Below are 17,928 nucleotides of genomic sequence, written 5' to 3' on the forward strand. Positions count from 1 at the left end.
CGTATACATTCGTGACCTACAGCGGAAATCCTTTCAGACAAATTACGACGCCCGCCGCTCCCGCGGCCAGCAATCCGGCGCAGACCAGCCAATCGCGGCGGTTGAACGCCGTTTGGTGCAGATAGGTCCGCTTGCCGATGCCAAAACCCCGGGTCTCCATGGAGACCGCCAGCGCCTCCGCTTTCTTGATGGAGGTTACCATCAGCGGAATCGCCAGCGGGCAAAGGGCGGCGAACTTCTTCCAGACGTTCCGTTCGTCCAGCCGGTGCCCGCGGGAGCATTGCGCCTGGATGATCTGGTCCATCTCCTGCATGAAGGTGGGAATGAAGCGGAGCGAAGTCACAAACATAAAGGCGTAGGTATAAGGGATCTTCAGTTTTTCCACCAGCGTGATGACGAGATCCTTGATCTGGGTCGTTCCCATGAACACCGGGAAACTGGCGGCGATCACCAGCATCCGGCCGCCCATGGCCAGGGAGCCCATGAGCCCGCGATCGGTGATCCGCAGCAGGTCCGTGCCGGGGATCAGCGTAAGCAGCGTCTTTCCGTCGCTGATGAAAAAGACTTGCAAGATCAGGAACAGTCCCACGAAAATGAGCAGCCCCTTGAAGGCCGGCAGCATCTCCCGGAGGATCCGGCCGAGGGCCGCCACCAGGACGATGGATACAAAGATCCCGGCCAGCGCCAACGGATCTTCCACCACGAAACTGAGCGTCATCACCACCAGGGTCCACAGGAGCTTCGTGAGGGGATTCAGGCGGTGCACCCAGGAATCGCGGGGCACATAGCTAGCGACAACCGACATGCGTCTCACCCTCCCAGCGCCGCAGGATCGCTTCATGGAGTTCGGCCACGCTCAGCACCGGCGGCAAAGCGTGGGGCGACCGGTCGAATTTCTGGGCCAGCCGCGCGATCTGCGGCGGGAAAAGATTGGTCGCCAGCAAGGTTTGGGGTTGATAGAAGACATTCCGGCAGGTGTCGTCCAGCAGCACCCGACCCTGGCTCAGCACGATCACCCGCTTGGCGTAGCGGGCCACCAACTCCATGTCGTGGGTCACGAAAATAATCGTGTGTCCGTGCCCGTGGAGCTGGCGGACCATCTCCATGATCTCGATGCCTTCCCGGTAATCCTGGCCGGTGGTCGGTTCATCCAGCACCAGCACGTCGGGCTTCATCGACAGCAGCGAGGCGAAGGCCACCCGCTGCCGCTGCCCCTTGCTCAAGAAAAGCGGATTCTCCCGCAGATATTCGGTCAAGCCGACGCCGGCCGCGGCCGCGGCGACCCGCTCCTCGATCTGCGCTTTGGATAAACCCAGATTCTTGGGGCCGAAACCGATCTCCTGGGCTACCGTGGGCATGAAGATCTGATGATCGGGATTCTGAAAGAGGAAGCCCACCTTCTGCGCCAATTGGCCGGTCGGCGTCTTCCGGGTGTCCATGTCGGCGATGCGCAGGCTCCCGGAGGTCGGCTTCAACAGGCCGTTGAAATGTTTGAGCAGCGTGGTCTTGCCCGCGCCATTCTGGCCGATTAGGGCCACAAACTCCCCCGGCTGGATCGCGAAGCTGATCCGGTTCAAGATCATCGGGCCGTTCGGATAGCGAAAACTGACATCATTGACGGAAATCATCGTTGCCCTCCGTGTTTGGAGAAACATTTCAGCAGTCCCCAGTAGGCTTCATCCACGGTCAGCGGCAGCTCCTCGGCGTAAAAACCGGCTTCCTGGAGCCCGAAGGCCAACTCGCTGACGGGCGGCGGTTTGAGTCCGACATTCAGCAACAACTCGGGACGGGAGATGATCGCCCGGGGCGGTTGGTCGGCGACCAGGGTTCCGGCCTTGAGAATGATCAACCGCCCGATGTACTCCATCAGGGTATTGATCTTCTGTTCTACCACGACGATGGTCATCTTCAGCCGCTGGTTCAGCACTTTCAAAACTTCAAAGACTTCCATGGTCCCCAAGGGATCCAGCTCGGAAGTGGGTTCATCCAGGATCAGGATCTGCGGCTGCAGGGCGACGGCCGCGGCGATGGCCACCCGCTGTTTCTGCCCGCCCGAAAGCTCGGTGGTGGAACGGTGCCGCAGGCCGGCGATGCCGATCAGTTCCAGGGCCTCGTCGATCCGGCGGTCGATCTCCGGCGGATCCACCGCCAGATTCTCAAGGCCGAAGGCGATCTCCTCTTCCACCGAAGGCGCCACGATCTGGGCTTCCGGATCCTGGAAGACGCTGCCGATGCTGCGGGCCAATTCCGCGCAACTGACGGCGAAGCTGTCCCGGCCCTGGATCAGCACCTTGCCGGCGAAGGCGCCTTCTTGAAAATGGGGGATAATCCCGTTCAAGCAGAGCGTCAAGGTGGACTTTCCGGCGCCGGCCGGTCCGGTGATCCCCACGAACTCGCCGGCCGCCACCTGGAAGGTGACGCCGCTCAATGCCGGTTTAGCGGCATTGGGATAGGTAAAGCTTAAGTTTTGGACCGCAATGACCGGATCCATGAGCCCAACTCCTGACTATGCACAGATAGGGTGATTTACTTTTTGCCCAGCGCGGCCTTTAACGGAAAGTACAGGATACCGCCCAAGACCGTATTGGCGACCGCCGTGACCAGGACCACCACCACCAATGCCGCGTAAGCGGGATTCGGCCGGTTCGGCCCCAGCTGAACGAATAAGGTGATCGCCTTAAAAATCGAAATATAAGTAAACCCGCTGACCAGCGTGCCCAGCAAAGTAATGAGGAACGGCCGCACATACTTTAAAAAACCGCTTTCCATCCTGATCATGGCCAGCAGCCCGACGACGATCGCTCCCACCGGCTCGCTGACGAAATTCAGGTAAGGAAACAAGGATTTGGTGGTTACCTGGCAGATGGCGGCGGAAACCAGCCCGATCCCCAGGATGGCTCCGAATTTGGGGCGGATTAGCAAAATCGACAGGCAGTACATGATGATGACGAAGTTCGGCGTGATCCCGGCGATCGGGGGCGTGAAATACCGGAGCACCGCTCCCACCGCCAACAGCACCGCGACAATCGCCACATCCACCGCTTTTAACCCTTTTTGCTCGACTACTCTCGTCTCAACACTCATCTCTGAAACCTCCTCAAAAATGTATCGTCATGGCCGGAGCCCTATGACCAAAACAAAAAACCAAGCGACCAGCGCTTGGTTTCATTTCGAAAAGAAAGAAAGACCTGCACTCGGCTCAACTCGCTCGTCAATGCTCAAGACTCTACCCTATGCTCAGCTAAATATGGTGTTTAAATTATAACAAAATCGCACCCGGAAGTCAATCGCGGTTTCGCGGATGGCCAGGGACTCGTCAACGTCCGTGATATATAAGAACGCTTTTTATCTCCCGCAGAGGCGCGGAGGCGCAGGAGTGACGGAGAGTCTGAACTGGATTATTGGTTGAATTTCTGCCGCAGAACTTATGAAACGGCAATGATTTCTCGCCTTGAATCACAATGCTCTGCGCCTCTGCGCCTCTGCGCGAGCCAATGTTTTTAATGGCCGATTTTGCTAACTCTGCGCGGCTGGAGCCGGATTCTTCCCCAAAGCGCTCCTGATTGCAACTTTTAATCATAAACCTGTCCCGCCCCGCTTATGTTATATAAGCAACGACACGATTTGAAAGAAACGCTTCGGAAGGGGGAATGGATGTTGCATCCCTGGATAGAACGCCGGGACTTCCGGATACCGGCCCGCCTGATCGTCCGGGTCGTTTTGGGGGACGGCCGCTCCCTGCTGGGCAAGGCCGAGGATCTCAGCCTGGGCGGGATGAAGCTGCGGCTGCACGAACGCTGCCCTCCCGATACCGGACTCACGGTTTTGCTCAACCCTCCCGGCGCCGCGTTGCGGCTGGCCGCCGTCAGCCGCTGGACCCTGCCCGCCGATATCCAGCTGCGCGAGTATTTTTGCGGCATCCGTTTCGCGCCGCTGGACCCGGAGCAGTACCGGCGGCTTCGCGCATTCGTCTTTGAGCAGAGCCGGCCCTGGGTCGAGCGGCGGGACGGGGAAATTTTTTCTGGAAATTGACAGGAAATTTTCTAGAATCAGCGAAATATTGCTAATATTTGGAGCGTTACGAATGTTTCTCTCCCCAATCCCGATCCAATGAGGTGTTCCCATGCTACGAGGCATCGTGAACCGGAGGAAAACCAGCCGGGTCCCGTTTCAAAACGAAATGAACATCCTCCTGGAAGTCAACGGCCAGACACAGGCCCTGGCCACCGCCACCAACGTCAGCTCCGGCGGAATTCAATTCTATGTGCTCCAGGGATTTTTGGAGCTGAAGATCGGCGAACTGATCGAACTAGTCTTCTACCTCCCGGGACTCGGCATGACGACTGTCCGCGGCGAGATCTGCTATCTTCTGAACAGCACCGACAACGAGGAACGTCCGGTACTCTATTACGGCGTGAAGTTCCGCGACATCACTCCAGAAGTCCTCAAAGGGCTGGAGATCTTTTGCCTGGGACCCATTCGGGAGCAAGAGCGGGAGCCGTCGCCTCTAGCGGCCGCAGCCGCGGCCGCGGCTGCTTCGGAGGTTCGCGCCCAACCGGAACCGCTCCCCGCTCCGCAGCCCGGGAGCGAGGCCGAACCGTTCCTCCCGGAAAATTCCGACCCCAAAAAGATGCTGACCCAGGAAGCCATCGACCGGTTGGTCGCTTATCTTTTAGCTCATGCCGGCCCTCGTGAGGAACGAACGGCCCCGCGCCAGCCCGAACTGGCTCCACCCCTTGAGAAAAGCCGCCAACCCTCAGCTAGCGACGACTCCCCGGCCAGTGACGATACCGCCGGGCCCGCGACCGTGCTGCCGCCGGTTTCGGCAGCGGAGCGAACCAAAGCGGCGCTGCCGCCGTTGGATTTCGACCCGGTCACCCTGACCAACTTGCTCGGCGCGGAACTGCTCTCGCTCTTTCAAAATGCGCCCGAACCCCCGCCGGAACCGCAAAACCCTCCGGCGGAACAGCGGGAGGAACCGCCGCTGCAAATGCCCGCTCCCGAGGAGACCGTTCCGGACCCGGAGACCATCCCCGCCGGTCCGCCGGCCGGTTTTCCGGAACCTCCGGCACCTTTGGCGGACGCTCCATCCGGCCCGGCCCGACTGCCGGCAACGGCGGAGGACGACTCCGGCGGTTTTGCATCGCCGTATCAGGAGTTGGTCGATCAGCTGGTTCAGTCGCTGACCCAGCCCAAGCCATCCCGGAACAGCGCCGCTCAAGGCGCGGCTCCGGCGCAGGCTGCCGCAGCCCGGGCCACCGCGGACCCCGTTCCCCGGACCGGCTCCCGGGAAACCGCCGTCCCGGCAGTCGCGCCCCCGGTCCCGCCGCCGGTGGCTCCGGCCGCTCCGGGGGGCAACCCGGAACAGAATTCCATCGACTATTTGGTAAAACTGCTGTTGCAAAAGAATTCCGCCGGCGCTGCGGCGAACCGTCCGGCCGCTCCAGCGCCGGCCGCGCCCCAGGAACCGGCCCAGTCCGTGCCCCCGGTCCAAGCGGCCTCTTCCAAGCCGGACAGCGCGGTATTGCCGGCTCCGGTCTTCGGCGCGGCTGCTCCCGAACATGATTCGGTCGGCAATCCGCTGCTGTATCAGTATTTGATGGCGGATCCGGCCCCCAAACCGGTCCCCGCCGCGCCGGAACCGAACCCGGGCGCGCTTCAGGGCTCGCATATCCAGTTCAGGGAGGGCAACTCGGTCCCCGTATCCATCGAGGACCTGAGCATCGGCGGGGTCACCGTCCGGTTGGCCGAACCCATCTCCGAACAGGCTAACGTCCTGATCAATCTGGCCGCCGAGGGTACGGCCATCTATAATATCGTGGCGGTCTGCGATTGGAGCGGCCGCTACCGGAGCGGCGATTACCTGGCCGGATTTAATTTTTGCCAGCTCACTCCGGAACAAACCAATCAGCTCCGGACGATGATTCAGCGGCTGCACATGTAGACCGCTTCGTCCGGGACGTCCCTTCCAATCAAAAACCCCCGCTTCTGAATAAGCGGGGGTCTCATTTTAAGCTTCCGGGCGGCGTTTCGCCAGGCGCTGCAGCAGTTGCGCGCGGGACATCCAGACCTCATAGGGGTCCATGGTCCGCTTGAGGCTCGTCTTTTTGCTGGTCTTGAAAGAATAGTAGACCAGGCGCAGCACCGATTCCCAAAACCCGATCCACCAGCGGTTCCAGCCCTTCGGGATCGGGATCAGGGTGAAGCCCAAGCGCCGCGCTCCGGCGGCCAGGACGTTGGTGCCGTAAAAGGCTTCCACCGTTTCCGGGATCAGCCCGGCGGCGCAGGCCTTGGCTAATGTGCCCATTTCCTGCTTGAGCATCTCCATCAACTGCCATTCCAGGGACCGTTCCGACTGGGCGGCGATTTCGGTGATCCGGATATTGGAGAAATGCAGCTCGCCGACGGTCTGGCCCGGCCGGATCACGGTGTGGTCCGACAGCTCGATGGTTTGCTTGCCTTCGTAAGAATGATAACAGACCAAGAGCAGCCCCAGGTCAGACCCGGGGATCGGCGCGGCGCCCACTTTATTGAGATAACTTCGGTCAATCGCCTGTCCGATGCGCCGGAGTATGGAGACTCCCATCATCATTGCTTCCCCCTATCGATGTTGCGATCCGGTCCAAAATCATTGCAACTGATATCGCTTGCCATCCAACTCTTCCAGCGTGACAAAGCGCCATCCCTCCTCCAGATAATACCGGATAAACTCGGGTAACGCCTGCAGTGTATTCAGCGGCGCGCCGGCTTCGCCCCCTCCGTCATGCAGCACCACCACCGCGCCGGGTTTCACCCGCTGCCGCAAACGGCGCAGGATTCCTGCGCGGCCGGTCGCGGCCCGCCAGTCCTGGGCATTGGCCGACCATAGCACCAGCCGCAATCCCATCCGGCGGACCGTCAGCCATTGGAACAGGTTGCAGGCGCCCCAGGGCGGCCGGAACCAGCGCAACGGCCGGCCGGTGATGGCCGTGATCCACCGCGCCCCTTCCTCGACCGCTCTCCGGCTTTGGCGGCGGAACATCCAGTAAGCGTGGCGGTGCTCCAGAGTATGGAGTCCCACTTCGTGCCCTTCGGCCAGCATCCGCCGGACCAGCTCGGGATGCTGGCGGGCTTTGGCGCCCACCAGAAAGAAGACCGCCCGGATCCGCAATTCCTTGAGCGTATCCAGTACGCGCGGGGTTACTTCGGGATTGGGGCCGTCGTCAAAGGTCAGGCAGAGCCGCGGTTCGGGGCCTGAGGGGCCGCGCCGGACCACGCCCCTGGCCCATAACCGGACAAAATAATCGCAGCCGGGATAGATCACGATCCATAGCGCAATCAGGGCCCGTACCAGAAAATTCATCATGCCTCTTCCCTCAACTGATATTGATGGAACGGATAGATCAGGTATACCAGGGCCATAATGGCCAAACAGATGCTGCTGACATAGAACGGCGTGGTCAGACCGGTCAGGGTCAGGCCGCCGATCCGTCCTTGAACCTCGCCCAGAAACCCGCCGACCAGCGGTCCGAGGCCGAATCCCAGACCCTCGACGGACATAAACAGGCCCATCAGGACTCCGCGGTGCTCGGGCGGGATCGCCCCGGCCAGCAACGCGTTCCAAGCCGGCTGGATCAAGGAGTAGGAGAGGCCGACCAGCGCGCCGATCCACCAGATATTGCGGGCATTGCCGTAGCTGACCAGCACCAGGAGCGAGAGTGAGGCCATGGTGAAACCCGCCACCAGAAAGCCCTTGGTCCCCCAGTGGTCGGCCAGATGGCCGACGGGGATCATGAACAGCACCACCACCGCGCCGCCGATCAGCAGCAAGACGCTATACTGCGCCTCGGTAATCCCGATCTTGTTTACTGCGAAGCGCAGGATATTGGGGAAAAGAATCCCCAGGGACATCGTCTGAAAGAACATCCCCGGGATCAAACCCTTGACATCCCACAAACGCTGCAGCACCGCCTTGAGTTTTTGCCGTTTTCCCTCGGACATCCCGGCCTTGACCGGCTGCAGCCGGGGGATGCGTTTCCAGCCGAGCCAGCCCAGCACGGCGATGAGCACCGCCAGCACCGCGATGGCCGTCAATAACACGAATCCGGTCCGGTAGGCGTCGATCACCGGCAAATGCAATTTTTGCAGGAACAGCCGCAGCCGGGTGTCGATGAGAAAGCCCATCAGGATCGGGCCCGCTCCTCCTCCGGCCAGCCAGACCACTGAGATGAAGCTGATCATGGTGGCCCGTTTCTCCTCGCCGGTGATGCGGATGGTCCCGGCAATCGCCGCCGGCCAGGTCGGGGAAGCTCCCAGGCCCAGCAATACCGCGCCCAGGCTCATCATCAGAATATTGCGGTGGAACATCTCGATCAGCACCAAGCCGCTCAGGACCCCAATGGTTCCCGCGATCAACATCGGCCACGGCCCTTTATGGTCCACCAGCCATCCCGAACCGCTTTTGAACAGGTTATCCGTCAACAAGTTGGCCGACATGACCACGCCTAGGGCCACCGTGCTGAAATGGATGCTCGTCAGGAAGCTCGGCAGCAACGTTAAAAATAAAGACATCCGGATAAATTCTATAGCCGCAATAATGGCGAGGAAGGATAGAATCACCGGATGTGCAAAAAGTCGCTCTTTCGGTTCAGGCACGGATTTCTCTCCTTGCGGTCATTTTCAGATAGCGCGTCCCGCGGGCCCGCGGCGTCAACAGGTTCAAGACCAGCTTGGCGCCGATGAGCGCCGAGTCCGGAGTACCGTTCTTCAGGCAATTCTTCCGGATGTGGTCGCGAAAAGCCTCATCGGTAATCAGCCGCCCGATCGCCATTTTTAAGCGTCGTTCGCTTTTGGCGACGATGGCGGCCCGGTGCCGCCACAGGTAGTTGGCATTGGCCTCCTCGTGGCCGGGCGTGGGTTTATAGATAATCATCGGCAATCCCTTGGCCAAGGCCTCGGAGATCGTAATCCCGCCGGCCTTGGTGACCAGCAGATCGGCGGCGCTCATCAGGTCGGCGGTGTTGTCGACATATTTGCAGATCCGGATGTTCCGGTGCTTGGCGGCAGTCGGCAGCAGCTTCTCATACAGTTCATGATTGGAGCCGGTCAGGACCAGCGCCTTGATGTTCGGCGGCAGGTCGCGCAACAAGTGGTGGAACTGGGTCGTCCCGAAGACGCCGTTGTTCCCGCCCATGAATAGAATCAGCCGGTCCTCCGGATGATAGCCGAGGTCCCGTTTGACCTGCTCGCGGTCGACCGTCCGGGTGTACGTCGGCAAGATGGGGATGCCGGTCACCGCGATATTCGCCCGCGGAATGCCCCGTTCCTCCAGGCCCTTGGCCACTTCCCCGGAGCCGACCAGATACAGGTCGGTATGAGGGTGAATCCATTGACTATGGACGCAAATATCGGTGATCACCGTGACCACCGGCACATTCAGATCGCCGGCCTCCTTCATTTCGGAGAGGACTCCCGCCGGGATCGGGAAGGTCGAGACGATCACCCGCGGTTCCAACCGTCCCACCAGCATAATCAATTCCGAATAGCCCATCCGGTTCAAACGCCGCTGCCAGAATGAATCGGGCGAAATTTTCCCGGTGGCCTGGTAATACAGGGCGTAACCCACCGGGAAATGACGAATGCTCTGATTATAGCTGAACTGAGTAAAACGGTTCAGCAGCGGAAACAAAAGATCGCAATAATCGACAGTTATGATGCGTAATCCGGGCGCCTGCATATGGAGGGCCTGGGTCAAAGCCCGAGCCACCTGGTTATGACCGCCGCCATAACTGGCGGAGAGGATCAGAATATCACAACGTTCTTTTCCCAAAGCTTCACACCCCTTCAAGGATTTGACGGTGGTGCTTCCCTAAAATAATTTGACAAACAGGATCTATTTTCCTGCAACATCTTTATTTAAAACGATCGGGAACGGCGTTAAGTTCCTCATATTTCCGCTGGCTGCGTTATTAATATACTAGGAATGGCTGAAAAATATTTAAGATCCGCTCTGAAAATTCCGGCGCCGGACTGGCTGGCGCGGCGGTCAATTCAGAGAATTTCAAAATTACCTTACCATTCCCTTCGCTATACAATATATAGTGAGTAACCCGGATATATCAGTCAATATATTATATTGCGAAGCTTTTTCGAAGAGATTTGAAAATCTCTCAATTGGCAACAAATCACATGGATTGGCGGGCCGCAGGTTGGCAAACTAACAAAAAAACATAGGGAGTGAGCCGATGTTAACCTGTGAAGTATCGCTTTTTCCGCTGGAAACATTGGAGTCGGACCAGATCGTCAACCAATCCATCGCCGCCCTGAAACAGACCGGCGTCAAGCACGAGGTGGGCAACATGAGCACCTATCTCTACAGTGAAGAGGCGGATGACATCTGGAAGGGGATCAAGGCCATTTACAACGAGGCTCAAAAAGGCGGAACCGAATTTTCGATGGTCATCAATCTGAGCAATAACACTTGATCAAAAGGGACGGCAAAGCGCAAGGCCACTGAAAAACAGGATCCGCGTCACCTTGACCCCAATATTCCATGCCCCACGATGGTTGATTGGAATAGAATGGTAAACGTTCTCTTGTCGTTCTGCCCGCGCATTTTGATTCGTTCCTTTGCGAATGGGAGCGAGCTTGCTTAGTCGCTCGGCAAGCTCTTTTTGTGGATGAGCGAGCTGGTTTTGTGAATAAGAGAGCTTGCTCAGTCGCTCGGCAAGCTCTTTTTGTGGATGAGCGAGCTGGTTTTGTGAATAAGAGAGCTTGCTCAGTCGTTCAGCAAGCTCTTTTTGTGGATAAGCGAGCTTGTTTTGTGAATAAGAGAGCTCGCTCAGTCGTTCAGCAAGCTCTTTTTGTGGATAAGCGAGCTTGTTTTGTGAATAAGAGAGCTCGCTCAGTCGTTCAGCAAGCTCTTTTTGTGGATAAGCGAGCTAATGATTATAAAGTTAAATCCGCAAGAAAGTGCTAAGCATGATAGGGATTAAGTCTAGCCCTTCTCCTCTCTCTTGGCTCTCCCCGAATCGGGGAGAGTAACCACCATTCTCCGCAGCCCAAAGGCTTTTGGGCCCCGAAGCCCGGTGGTTCCCCTTCCAGATTCGGGAAGGGCCGAGGGTTAGGACTATAGACGTCATGACTTATCCTTCGATCCCTTCCGTGAGTGAGCGGAGCTAACTTGATAATCATTAGCGAGCTATTCCTGTGGATAAATGGAATCATTGAACAAGATCAACAGTCCTGGCTATGGATAAATCGGGAAATTGCCAGCTAAAACTGGAATCATGATCTCTGCCCGGATAACTTTCATCCCGAACTAGAATGAAGAACTCAACTTTCGCAGCCTAAATCGGGCAGATAAAGCCTGAAATAATGGGGAAAACCCGCAAACCAATCTGGTAGTTGACAATCCAGGAATTTAGTTATTGACTTAAATGCAGTGTTGGGGCGAGGATTAGGAACTCACCCTTGCCCTCTCTTTTTAAGAAAGAGAGGGTAACCCCAATCCTCCGCACCCAAAACTCATTGGCTTTGGATCAAGGTTTGAAACAGCCGCAGATCGTGCTCACTGGCGAAAGCGGCGACCGGCAGATAGATGAATTGCTTGCGGTTCAAGTACAGCTCGAAGTGGCGCGGTGTCCGCACCACCCGCCGGAAATCGGCCATTTTGACCGGATTGCGGGTACCGTTGGCAAAGCGGCAGGTCAAAACCAGACTGTCAATCTCAAAGGAGCGATCGGCGTAGAACAACGGGTTGCGCTTGGCCCGGACGTGCCGTTGGCAGCGGATCGCCAAAAAGACCAGGAAACCGAAGAGCCCTCCGGCGCCTCCCAAGAGCAACGGCGAAAAGCCCCGGGACCATTGGAACCCGATCAGGACCGCCAGGAGCGCCAGCAGCCAGGCGCTTCGTTTGAATGAGTTTTTGAAAAGAATTTTGAAGTAAATTGCCGGGGTGAATGAGAACAGCTTCGTCCGAATGACCATCGCGAACCCCTTCCGCAAGCGCTCGATCGGATCTCCGGCGTTCCGCCGGGTGATCCCATTACAGCATTTTGCGAAAGCATTGACGGGTTTGGATTGAAAAGCGCGAACGCCTCACCGCGCTTTTCGCGAACAAAGCCGTTTACGCTTTCGCAAAATGCTATAGGGTTAGCGTAGCAAAATCCGTCCCGAATGTAAAGGGCGGCCTGGCCGGCCGCCCCATCAAAATGATCCAAAAGTGGCTTACTTTAAATTCTCCGGATTGAGCGGCTCCAGCTCCGGCAGGACGAAACGGCCGTCTTTCCGGATGAGCTTTCCATCGAAATAAATCTCCCCGCCGCCGTATTCCGGCCGTTGGATCAACACCAGATCCCAATGGACCGCCGAACGGTTGCCGTTATCGCAATCCTCATAGGCCTGACCGGGCGTAAAATGGAGGCTGCCGCTGATCTTCTCGTCGAACAAGGTATCCTTCATCGGCTTCATAATGTAGGGATTGAAACCGAGCGAGAACTCGCCTACGAACCGCGCTCCCTCGTCGGTATCCAACACATGGTTGATTTTCTGGTCGTCATTGCTGTGGGCTTCGACGATCCGGCCGTTTTCAAACTTGAAGCGGATCTGCTCATAAGTATAGCCCTGGTAGACCGCTGGCGTGTTATAACTGATTACGCCGTTGACCGAATCGCGCACCGGTGCGGAGTACAGCTCCCCATCGGGGATATTGAGCTGGCCGGCGCAGGGAATCGCCGGCATCCCCTTGAGCGAGAAGGTCAGGTCCGTGCCGGGGCCGACCAGACGCACCTGGTCGGTCCGTTCCATCAATTGGCGGAGCGGTTCCATGGCCCCTCTCATTCTGCCGTAATCCAAGGTGCAGACGTCGAAATAAAAGTCTTCAAAGGCCTCCGTGCTCATATTGGCCGACTGCGCCATCGCCGCGTTGGGATAGCGCATCACGCACCATTTGGTGTGGTTGACCCGTTGGTCGAAGACGGGCCGCTGGTAATACTTCATGAACAGTTGTTGCTGGGAGGACGGGACATCCGCCATCTCGTTGGCGTTCTCGGCACCGCGGATCGCGAGATAGGCATTCATCTCCCGCATCTGGGCCAATTCATATTCAGCCTGCTTCGCCAATTGCTCCTGGGTCGCGCCCAAAACGATCTCGCGGTCCAACCGCTTGTTCCGGGTGAGCACGAACGGAACTCCTCCGGCCTTATATGCTTCCTTGATAATGGCCTGGGCCAAGTCGGCCCCGGAATCGATCACCTCGATCAATAATTTCTCGCCCGGCTGCAACTCCACGGAATAGTTGACCAATCTTTCCGCCATCTTCTGTATGCGCGGATCTTTCAAAACCGATCACTCCTTTGTTATTGGGATCAATTCTTATCAAACTATAGCATTTTGCGAACGATGCCGATATTCTCCCCCAAACTGACACAGCCCAAACCGCATAACCAACCGACAACTGATAGTAAATAATTCACTTTCGGCATCGGCTACCGTTCGTCCGAATACTATGATAGTATATTAATAACTCAGGGACCCGATGAGGCATCTCATTTTGGTAAACCGCGTCACGCCGGCGGCGAGCTGTCCAAAGACGAAAAGCCCGGTTGGGATCCGAAGTTCGATAAGCTGAATTTCATTCACTCTTATCCCGCAAAGAAAATATGCCGCTATCCTGTTTGTCCGGAATATGGAGTGCGTATCTAAGTTCCATGAGTATCGTATCATTCCCCGGAGCAATCTTTTGGGCCCGGAGTCTGAGGCGCCCGGAGAGGCCGCGGCCGGTTCGTCTCGGCCAAAGTCCCGGAAGGAATGATGCTTTCCGCAAAATCACAAATGAACGGCGAGGGAGAGTCATGGCCAAAAAGACCATTAGCGATTGGGCAAAGAAAAACTTTTTGCATTGGTTCATTGAGACCTATCCGTTTCCTTCCCCTGACGCCAAAGAATTTCTGTTGCAATTGGCCGCCGCCGAAGCGCTGTTGCCCCGGCTCCATATCGTCATGGACGGCAGCTGTCTCCGGCCGCTACTGGTGGTCTCCACCGACGGCAGCGGAATGCCGCCGTTGCTTTTGATATCCGCCACCGATCAAAGCAGTTCCGAATATCAGGCGATCCTGGAGCAATTGGCAGCTACCGATCCCAGCGCCATCTATCTGACACTCTATTTTCCCGACCGTTCGACCAGCGAAACCTTTCAGGCGGTGGTGGAAGAATGCCCGACCGCCTGTGATTCCGCTTACGCTGATCAGATCATGTTTCAATTCGAGTTATCCCTTTTGAATGCCGGGATTCGGCGCGAGATCGCCAAACAGAATCTCCTGCAAAAAATCGACGAGGCCCTGGATGAAAAGGATAAAGACAAATTTCTCCACTGGGTCCAAAAGCTTAAAAGCCTATAGGAGGCGGCCGGCCAGCGGTTCCTTTCTCGTGGCAGCCCGCGGTGTATTTCACGGCGGCTGCCGAAGCCCGGCCTAGGCTGAACGCTGCCGCTGCATGATCTCCGGCACCAGCCGGCCCAGGTCGTGGATCCGGCCGATCTCCCAATCATACCCCGCTTTCCCGGCCGTCTTCATCAGCACCGGAGTCATCCCTACGGCCGCCGCTCCGGCCAGATTGGCCGCCACATCATCGACAAGGATGCATTCGGCGCCCTCCGCCCCCAGATCCTCCAATACCCGCCGGTAACTCGAAAGACTCGGCTTCCCGACCAATTGGCTGAAATGAATGTCATAGACCCGGCTAATCGTCTGGCGGATTCCCAAGGTGGCCAAGACTTCCTCGACGTAGCCCAGCGGGCTGTTGCTGAAGACGATCTTGATCAGCTCCAGTTGGCGCAGTACTTCAGCGAGCTGCGGGTCGGGCCGGACGAAGGATGCCACATCAATATCATAAGCATACTCGAAATAAGGCTGCGGCTGAATCCCCTGGTGCAATACCAGGCCTCCGATAGTCGTTCCATAGCGCCGGCAATATTCCTGCCGGAGCGCAGGAATCTCCCCGGCCGGAACTGCGGTGGTCGCTGCAATATAATCGTCGATCCGCCGGTCAATGGCCTGAAGCATCCCGGAATCTTGCGGATACAGCGTGTTGTCGAGATCGAGAATCAAATAGCGAATCTTCATGAAATCCTCCTGATACAGCATTTTGCCAAAGCCGTTTACGCTTTATCAAAATGCTATATATTCAGAACGCTATCCTATGGTCGCGGTTCCAATTATTTTAAGCCTTAAGCCGCCATTCCCTCTTTCCGGGACCGTTTCCGGCTCGGGGACTTTCCGGTCAGTCAATCTCACCCTGCGTAACTCCCAATTCGTTAAAAATCGACAAACCTTTTCCGCTACCGTCAAAAAAATCTCTTGAATTTACCCTCTGCCAAATTTTAGCCAACCGCGCTAATCCCCGGATGGATTTTAAGCCTCTGACTATCGCGCCAGCCTCAGATAAATCCGACTTTCATACAGCATTTTGCGAAATGCTATACCAAAAATAGCCCGCTGAATAATGGAATCCCGGCCAGTTTGGAAAGGACCCCGGAAATTTTCTATCATTAGGCGAGATTCTTCCTAATATAATTTAATGTAAAATTACACACTTGAGAAAATTGCATCATTTATATAATCTTTTTGTCCACAATATATACCGGACTTCGCACCGTATAATGGCAGCAAGGCGTTAAGATAATTGTACCTTCAGTGACGTAAAAAAACCAGCCGACTTTTCAAAACTATCGTTGCGAATTCAAAATTAGCCAGTTTTTCGACTAGCCGGACCTTCTTTTGTAGGATCCTTCCGTTAATAACTTGTAAACCGCCGGGTTTTGTGTCGATTTTTCATAGTTTTTGTAGAAAACAAATTATTTCCAAACTCTTGCAGGAAACGTCCAAAATACAGAGAATATTAAAATTCATCACAAAGAGGAGGGATTTTTAGTGGCTTTTGTTAAATATCAAAAAGAAAAAAACAAAAAAGGCATTTCAGCCAAAACAATCGGTATCAATCGTAAAGGAAGGTTCGCCTTTTATAAGCCGGTCGTTGAGAAATACTTGCAGGATTCCAGCTATGTTGAGCTTTTCTTTGACCCCGACGCCAAAAAAGTGGGCATTCTGCCGGTGCAGGAACCTTCGGTCGACGCTTTTAAGATCCAGGGAAAGACGACCAAAATGATTGTCGCGAAAAAGTTTTTAAACCGTTTTCAGATCCCCGTGGAAGATAAGCGCTATGATTTCGAATATGAAGACGGCATGCTGATTGTGCAGTTATAAGGCAACCTCTTGATCTGCGTGTTTGCATCCCCGGAGGCTGTGGCGCTCGAATGGGCTTCCTTCCCTGCCGCTCAGAAAATGTCTCGGCGCGAAAAGATGAAAGGTCCGGTTCGATGTGGTTCGCCGGACCTTGTCGTCTTGTCTTTTCCTTCAGCCAATATATGCCGAAAGGTTTTGCACCAACCGTTCACCGACCTTCCAAACATCCCCGGCTCCCATCGTGATGACCAGGTCCCCCGGTTCCAGATGTTGCTGCAGGTACTCGGTAATCCGGTCCAACTTGCCCAGATAGCGCACGTCTTGATGGTGTTTGGCCGCTTCCCGGGCCAAGTCGGCGCTGGAAATATCCCCCGGATCGACTTCGCGAGCGGGATAAATATCCGCCAATACCAGAATATCCGAGTCCGTAAAGGACCGCGCAAACTCCGGCAATAAATATTTGGTCCTGCTGAATAAGTGCGGCTGAAAAACGCACCAGATCCGGCCGTTAAAAAATCCCCGGGCCGCCGCCAGCGTCGTCCGGATCGCTCCCGGATGGTGGGCGTAATCGTCCACGATCAGCGCTTGGTTGACCTTCCCTTTGATCTCAAAACGGCGGTGCACCCCGGTAAACCGTCCCACTGTCGCCAAGGCGGTGGGAAGATCCACTCCCAGCTCCGCGGCGATGGCCAGGGCGCCCGCCGCATTCTGCAGGTTATGCCGGCCGGGGACCGCCAGCCGTAATATGCCTTGATCCTTGCCATGATACCGCAACCGTGCCGCGATTCCCAGCGGCGGTTCCGGCCGGATCTCCGACAGCTCCCAATCAAACTGGGGCTGAAAGCCGAAACTGATTCCCTTGCCGGGAAAACGCCGCAACAGGCCGGCGGCATTCGGGTCATCGCCCCAGGTCACCAACACGCCGTCTTTGGGCAAACGATCCACAAAATCAGCAAAGGTCTGAACCACGTCCGCAAAGGTCGGGAAACAATCGGGATGATCCCAGTCAATATTGGTAATCAACTCAATGACCGGGTTCAGGTGCAGAAACGACCGTTTAAACTCACAAGCCTCAACGACCATATATTCGGATTTTCCGGAACGGTGATTGCCGTCGAAAGCCGCCACTTCGCCGCCGATCAGCACCGTGGGGTCAATGCCGCCCTCGGTCAGGATCATGGCTGTCATGGCCGACGTGGTGGTTTTGCCATGAGTTCCGGCAATGGCGATCCCCTTGCCGACCTCTCCCATGAGTTTGCCGAGAAGCTCGGCCCCTTCCAACAATGGAACTCCTTGCTCTACCGCTTTCAATACTTCCGGGTTTTCCTTGCCCACCGCGTTGGTATACACGACCAGGTCAGCCCCGGCGATATTGGCAGCTTGATGTCCGATGTGGACTTGAATGCCTTGTTCAACCAATTTTTGGGTTACCCGCGATTGTTGCCAGTCGGACCCGGAGATCGAAAAGCCGCGGTCATGATACAACTTTGCCAAACCGCTTAAACGGGCCCCTCCGATTCCGACAAAATGGAGATGCTTCATTGAGCGAATACGCCCCTCTCAAATTTTTACCAGTTCATTATAACACATTTTTGAAAAGTCGATCCTTCTATAAGCGTTGTGAAAAACCTCATGAACCAGCAGGAAATAAGGGTTCTAAGAACAAAGTAATAGCTATCAGAAAACGTTGGAGAGATAGCAATGATAG

General features: G+C 56.3%; 17 protein-coding genes. 5 read left to right on the plus strand and 12 right to left on the minus strand.

From position 1 onward, the window contains the following. Positions 1-16: 16 nt before the first annotated feature. The 4 genes from EDC14_RS19560 to EDC14_RS19575 are packed head-to-tail and all read right to left on the minus strand — an operon-like array spanning position 17 to position 3,084. Entirely contained in the window at positions 17-805 is a 789-nt protein-coding gene (locus EDC14_RS19560) for an energy-coupling factor transporter transmembrane component T family protein (protein WP_165908154.1), read from the minus strand. Further along, a complete protein-coding gene (locus EDC14_RS19565; protein WP_165908155.1) occupies positions 789-1,628 on the minus strand; it encodes an energy-coupling factor ABC transporter ATP-binding protein in 840 nt (279 codons plus the stop codon). The genes EDC14_RS19560 and EDC14_RS19565 overlap by 17 nt, the downstream gene beginning before the upstream one ends. Further along, positions 1,625-2,491, minus strand: coding sequence for an energy-coupling factor ABC transporter ATP-binding protein (locus EDC14_RS19570; RefSeq protein ID WP_132016010.1), 867 nt, complete (start codon positions 2,489-2,491; stop codon positions 1,625-1,627). The genes EDC14_RS19565 and EDC14_RS19570 overlap by 4 nt, the downstream gene beginning before the upstream one ends. 35 nt (positions 2,492-2,526) lie before the next feature. After that, positions 2,527-3,084: a tryptophan transporter gene (locus EDC14_RS19575; RefSeq protein ID WP_132016011.1), complete on the minus strand. Its 558-nt coding sequence runs from the start codon at positions 3,082-3,084 to the stop codon at positions 2,527-2,529. A 570-nt stretch (positions 3,085-3,654) separates the two neighbouring features. On the opposite strand from EDC14_RS19575, the gene EDC14_RS19580 reads away from it, so the two are divergent. Both EDC14_RS19580 and EDC14_RS19585 read left to right on the plus strand, forming a co-directional pair. Beyond that, positions 3,655-4,032 carry a PilZ domain-containing protein gene (locus EDC14_RS19580; RefSeq protein WP_165908156.1) on the plus strand — a complete coding sequence of 126 codons (378 nt, stop codon included), beginning with the start codon at positions 3,655-3,657 and terminating at the stop codon, positions 4,030-4,032. A gap of 91 nt (positions 4,033-4,123) precedes the next feature. Further along, positions 4,124-5,944 carry a PilZ domain-containing protein gene (locus EDC14_RS19585; RefSeq protein ID WP_132016013.1) on the plus strand — a complete coding sequence of 607 codons (1,821 nt, stop codon included), beginning with the start codon at positions 4,124-4,126 and terminating at the stop codon, positions 5,942-5,944. A gap of 66 nt (positions 5,945-6,010) precedes the next feature. Here the strand turns inward: EDC14_RS19585 and EDC14_RS19590 are convergent, their stop codons facing one another. The 4 genes from EDC14_RS19590 to EDC14_RS19605 are packed head-to-tail and all read right to left on the minus strand — an operon-like array spanning position 6,011 to position 9,808. Further along, positions 6,011-6,592: a YkoP family protein gene (locus EDC14_RS19590; protein ID WP_132016014.1), complete on the minus strand. Its 582-nt coding sequence runs from the start codon at positions 6,590-6,592 to the stop codon at positions 6,011-6,013. A gap of 36 nt (positions 6,593-6,628) precedes the next feature. Beyond that, positions 6,629-7,342, minus strand: coding sequence for a polysaccharide deacetylase family protein (locus EDC14_RS19595; RefSeq protein WP_165908157.1), 714 nt, complete (start codon positions 7,340-7,342; stop codon positions 6,629-6,631). Further along, a complete protein-coding gene (locus EDC14_RS19600) occupies positions 7,342-8,634 on the minus strand; it encodes an MFS transporter (protein ID WP_132016016.1) in 1,293 nt (430 codons plus the stop codon). Before EDC14_RS19600 ends, EDC14_RS19595 begins: the two co-directional genes overlap by 1 nt. After that, positions 8,627-9,808, minus strand: a complete 1,182-nt coding sequence (locus EDC14_RS19605; RefSeq protein ID WP_132016017.1) for an MGDG synthase family glycosyltransferase — start codon at positions 9,806-9,808, stop codon at positions 8,627-8,629. The genes EDC14_RS19600 and EDC14_RS19605 overlap by 8 nt, the downstream gene beginning before the upstream one ends. A gap of 415 nt (positions 9,809-10,223) precedes the next feature. Between EDC14_RS19605 and EDC14_RS19610 the strand changes: the two genes are divergently transcribed. Then, entirely contained in the window at positions 10,224-10,463 is a 240-nt protein-coding gene (locus tag EDC14_RS19610) for a YkoF family thiamine/hydroxymethylpyrimidine-binding protein (RefSeq protein ID WP_132016018.1), read from the plus strand. 1,042 nt (positions 10,464-11,505) lie between these two features. Here the strand turns inward: EDC14_RS19610 and EDC14_RS19615 are convergent. Together EDC14_RS19615 and EDC14_RS19620 are read right to left on the minus strand one after the other, a co-directional pair. Then, positions 11,506-11,967: a YcxB family protein gene (locus EDC14_RS19615; protein WP_132016019.1), complete on the minus strand. Its 462-nt coding sequence runs from the start codon at positions 11,965-11,967 to the stop codon at positions 11,506-11,508. Positions 11,968-12,207: 240 nt separating this feature from the next. After that, positions 12,208-13,320: an aminopeptidase gene (locus EDC14_RS19620; protein ID WP_132016020.1), complete on the minus strand. Its 1,113-nt coding sequence runs from the start codon at positions 13,318-13,320 to the stop codon at positions 12,208-12,210. A gap of 512 nt (positions 13,321-13,832) precedes the next feature. On the opposite strand from EDC14_RS19620, the gene EDC14_RS19625 reads away from it, so the two are divergent. Then, positions 13,833-14,378 carry a YpiB family protein gene (locus EDC14_RS19625; protein ID WP_165908158.1) on the plus strand — a complete coding sequence of 182 codons (546 nt, stop codon included), beginning with the start codon at positions 13,833-13,835 and terminating at the stop codon, positions 14,376-14,378. Positions 14,379-14,450: 72 nt separating this feature from the next. Here EDC14_RS19625 and EDC14_RS19630 read toward each other — a convergent pair whose 3' ends face one another. Then, positions 14,451-15,101 (minus strand): HAD-IA family hydrolase, encoded by a 651-nt coding sequence (locus EDC14_RS19630; RefSeq protein ID WP_165908159.1) that lies wholly within the window; start codon positions 15,099-15,101, stop codon positions 14,451-14,453. An 807-nt stretch (positions 15,102-15,908) separates the two neighbouring features. On the opposite strand from EDC14_RS19630, the gene EDC14_RS19635 reads away from it, so the two are divergent. After that, positions 15,909-16,241, plus strand: a complete 333-nt coding sequence (locus EDC14_RS19635) for a hypothetical protein (RefSeq protein WP_132016023.1) — start codon at positions 15,909-15,911, stop codon at positions 16,239-16,241. 150 nt (positions 16,242-16,391) lie between these two features. Here EDC14_RS19635 and murC read toward each other — a convergent pair whose 3' ends face one another. Beyond that, positions 16,392-17,762: a UDP-N-acetylmuramate--L-alanine ligase gene (gene murC, locus EDC14_RS19640; RefSeq protein WP_132016024.1), complete on the minus strand. Its 1,371-nt coding sequence runs from the start codon at positions 17,760-17,762 to the stop codon at positions 16,392-16,394. Positions 17,763-17,928 lie beyond the last annotated feature (166 nt).

Origin of the sequence: Hydrogenispora ethanolica, assembly GCF_004340685.1 — a bacterium.
GTDB classification, from domain to species: Bacteria; Bacillota; UBA4882; order UBA8346; family UBA8346; genus Hydrogenispora; species Hydrogenispora ethanolica.

What these genes read in the sequence shown, in the direction of transcription:
- EDC14_RS19630 (WP_165908159.1), bottom strand. Translation starts at nt 15,101, where the DNA reads ATGAAGATTCGCTATTTGATTCTCGATCTCGACAACACGCTGTATCCG.
- EDC14_RS19590 (WP_132016014.1), bottom strand. Translation starts at nt 6,592, where the DNA reads ATGATGATGGGAGTCTCCATACTCCGGCGCATCGGACAGGCGATTGAC.
- EDC14_RS19575 (WP_132016011.1), bottom strand. Translation starts at nt 3,084, where the DNA reads ATGAGTGTTGAGACGAGAGTAGTCGAGCAAAAAGGGTTAAAAGCGGTG.
- EDC14_RS19615 (WP_132016019.1), bottom strand. Translation starts at nt 11,967, where the DNA reads ATGGTCATTCGGACGAAGCTGTTCTCATTCACCCCGGCAATTTACTTC.
- EDC14_RS19580 (WP_165908156.1), top strand. Translation starts at nt 3,655, where the DNA reads ATGTTGCATCCCTGGATAGAACGCCGGGACTTCCGGATACCGGCCCGC.
- EDC14_RS19585 (WP_132016013.1), top strand. Translation starts at nt 4,124, where the DNA reads ATGCTACGAGGCATCGTGAACCGGAGGAAAACCAGCCGGGTCCCGTTT.
- EDC14_RS19570 (WP_132016010.1), bottom strand. Translation starts at nt 2,491, where the DNA reads ATGGATCCGGTCATTGCGGTCCAAAACTTAAGCTTTACCTATCCCAAT.
- murC (WP_132016024.1), bottom strand. Translation starts at nt 17,762, where the DNA reads ATGAAGCATCTCCATTTTGTCGGAATCGGAGGGGCCCGTTTAAGCGGT.
- EDC14_RS19560 (WP_165908154.1), bottom strand. Translation starts at nt 805, where the DNA reads ATGTCGGTTGTCGCTAGCTATGTGCCCCGCGATTCCTGGGTGCACCGC.
- EDC14_RS19595 (WP_165908157.1), bottom strand. Translation starts at nt 7,342, where the DNA reads ATGAATTTTCTGGTACGGGCCCTGATTGCGCTATGGATCGTGATCTAT.
- EDC14_RS19565 (WP_165908155.1), bottom strand. Translation starts at nt 1,628, where the DNA reads ATGATTTCCGTCAATGATGTCAGTTTTCGCTATCCGAACGGCCCGATG.
- EDC14_RS19625 (WP_165908158.1), top strand. Translation starts at nt 13,833, where the DNA reads ATGGCCAAAAAGACCATTAGCGATTGGGCAAAGAAAAACTTTTTGCAT.
- EDC14_RS19610 (WP_132016018.1), top strand. Translation starts at nt 10,224, where the DNA reads ATGTTAACCTGTGAAGTATCGCTTTTTCCGCTGGAAACATTGGAGTCG.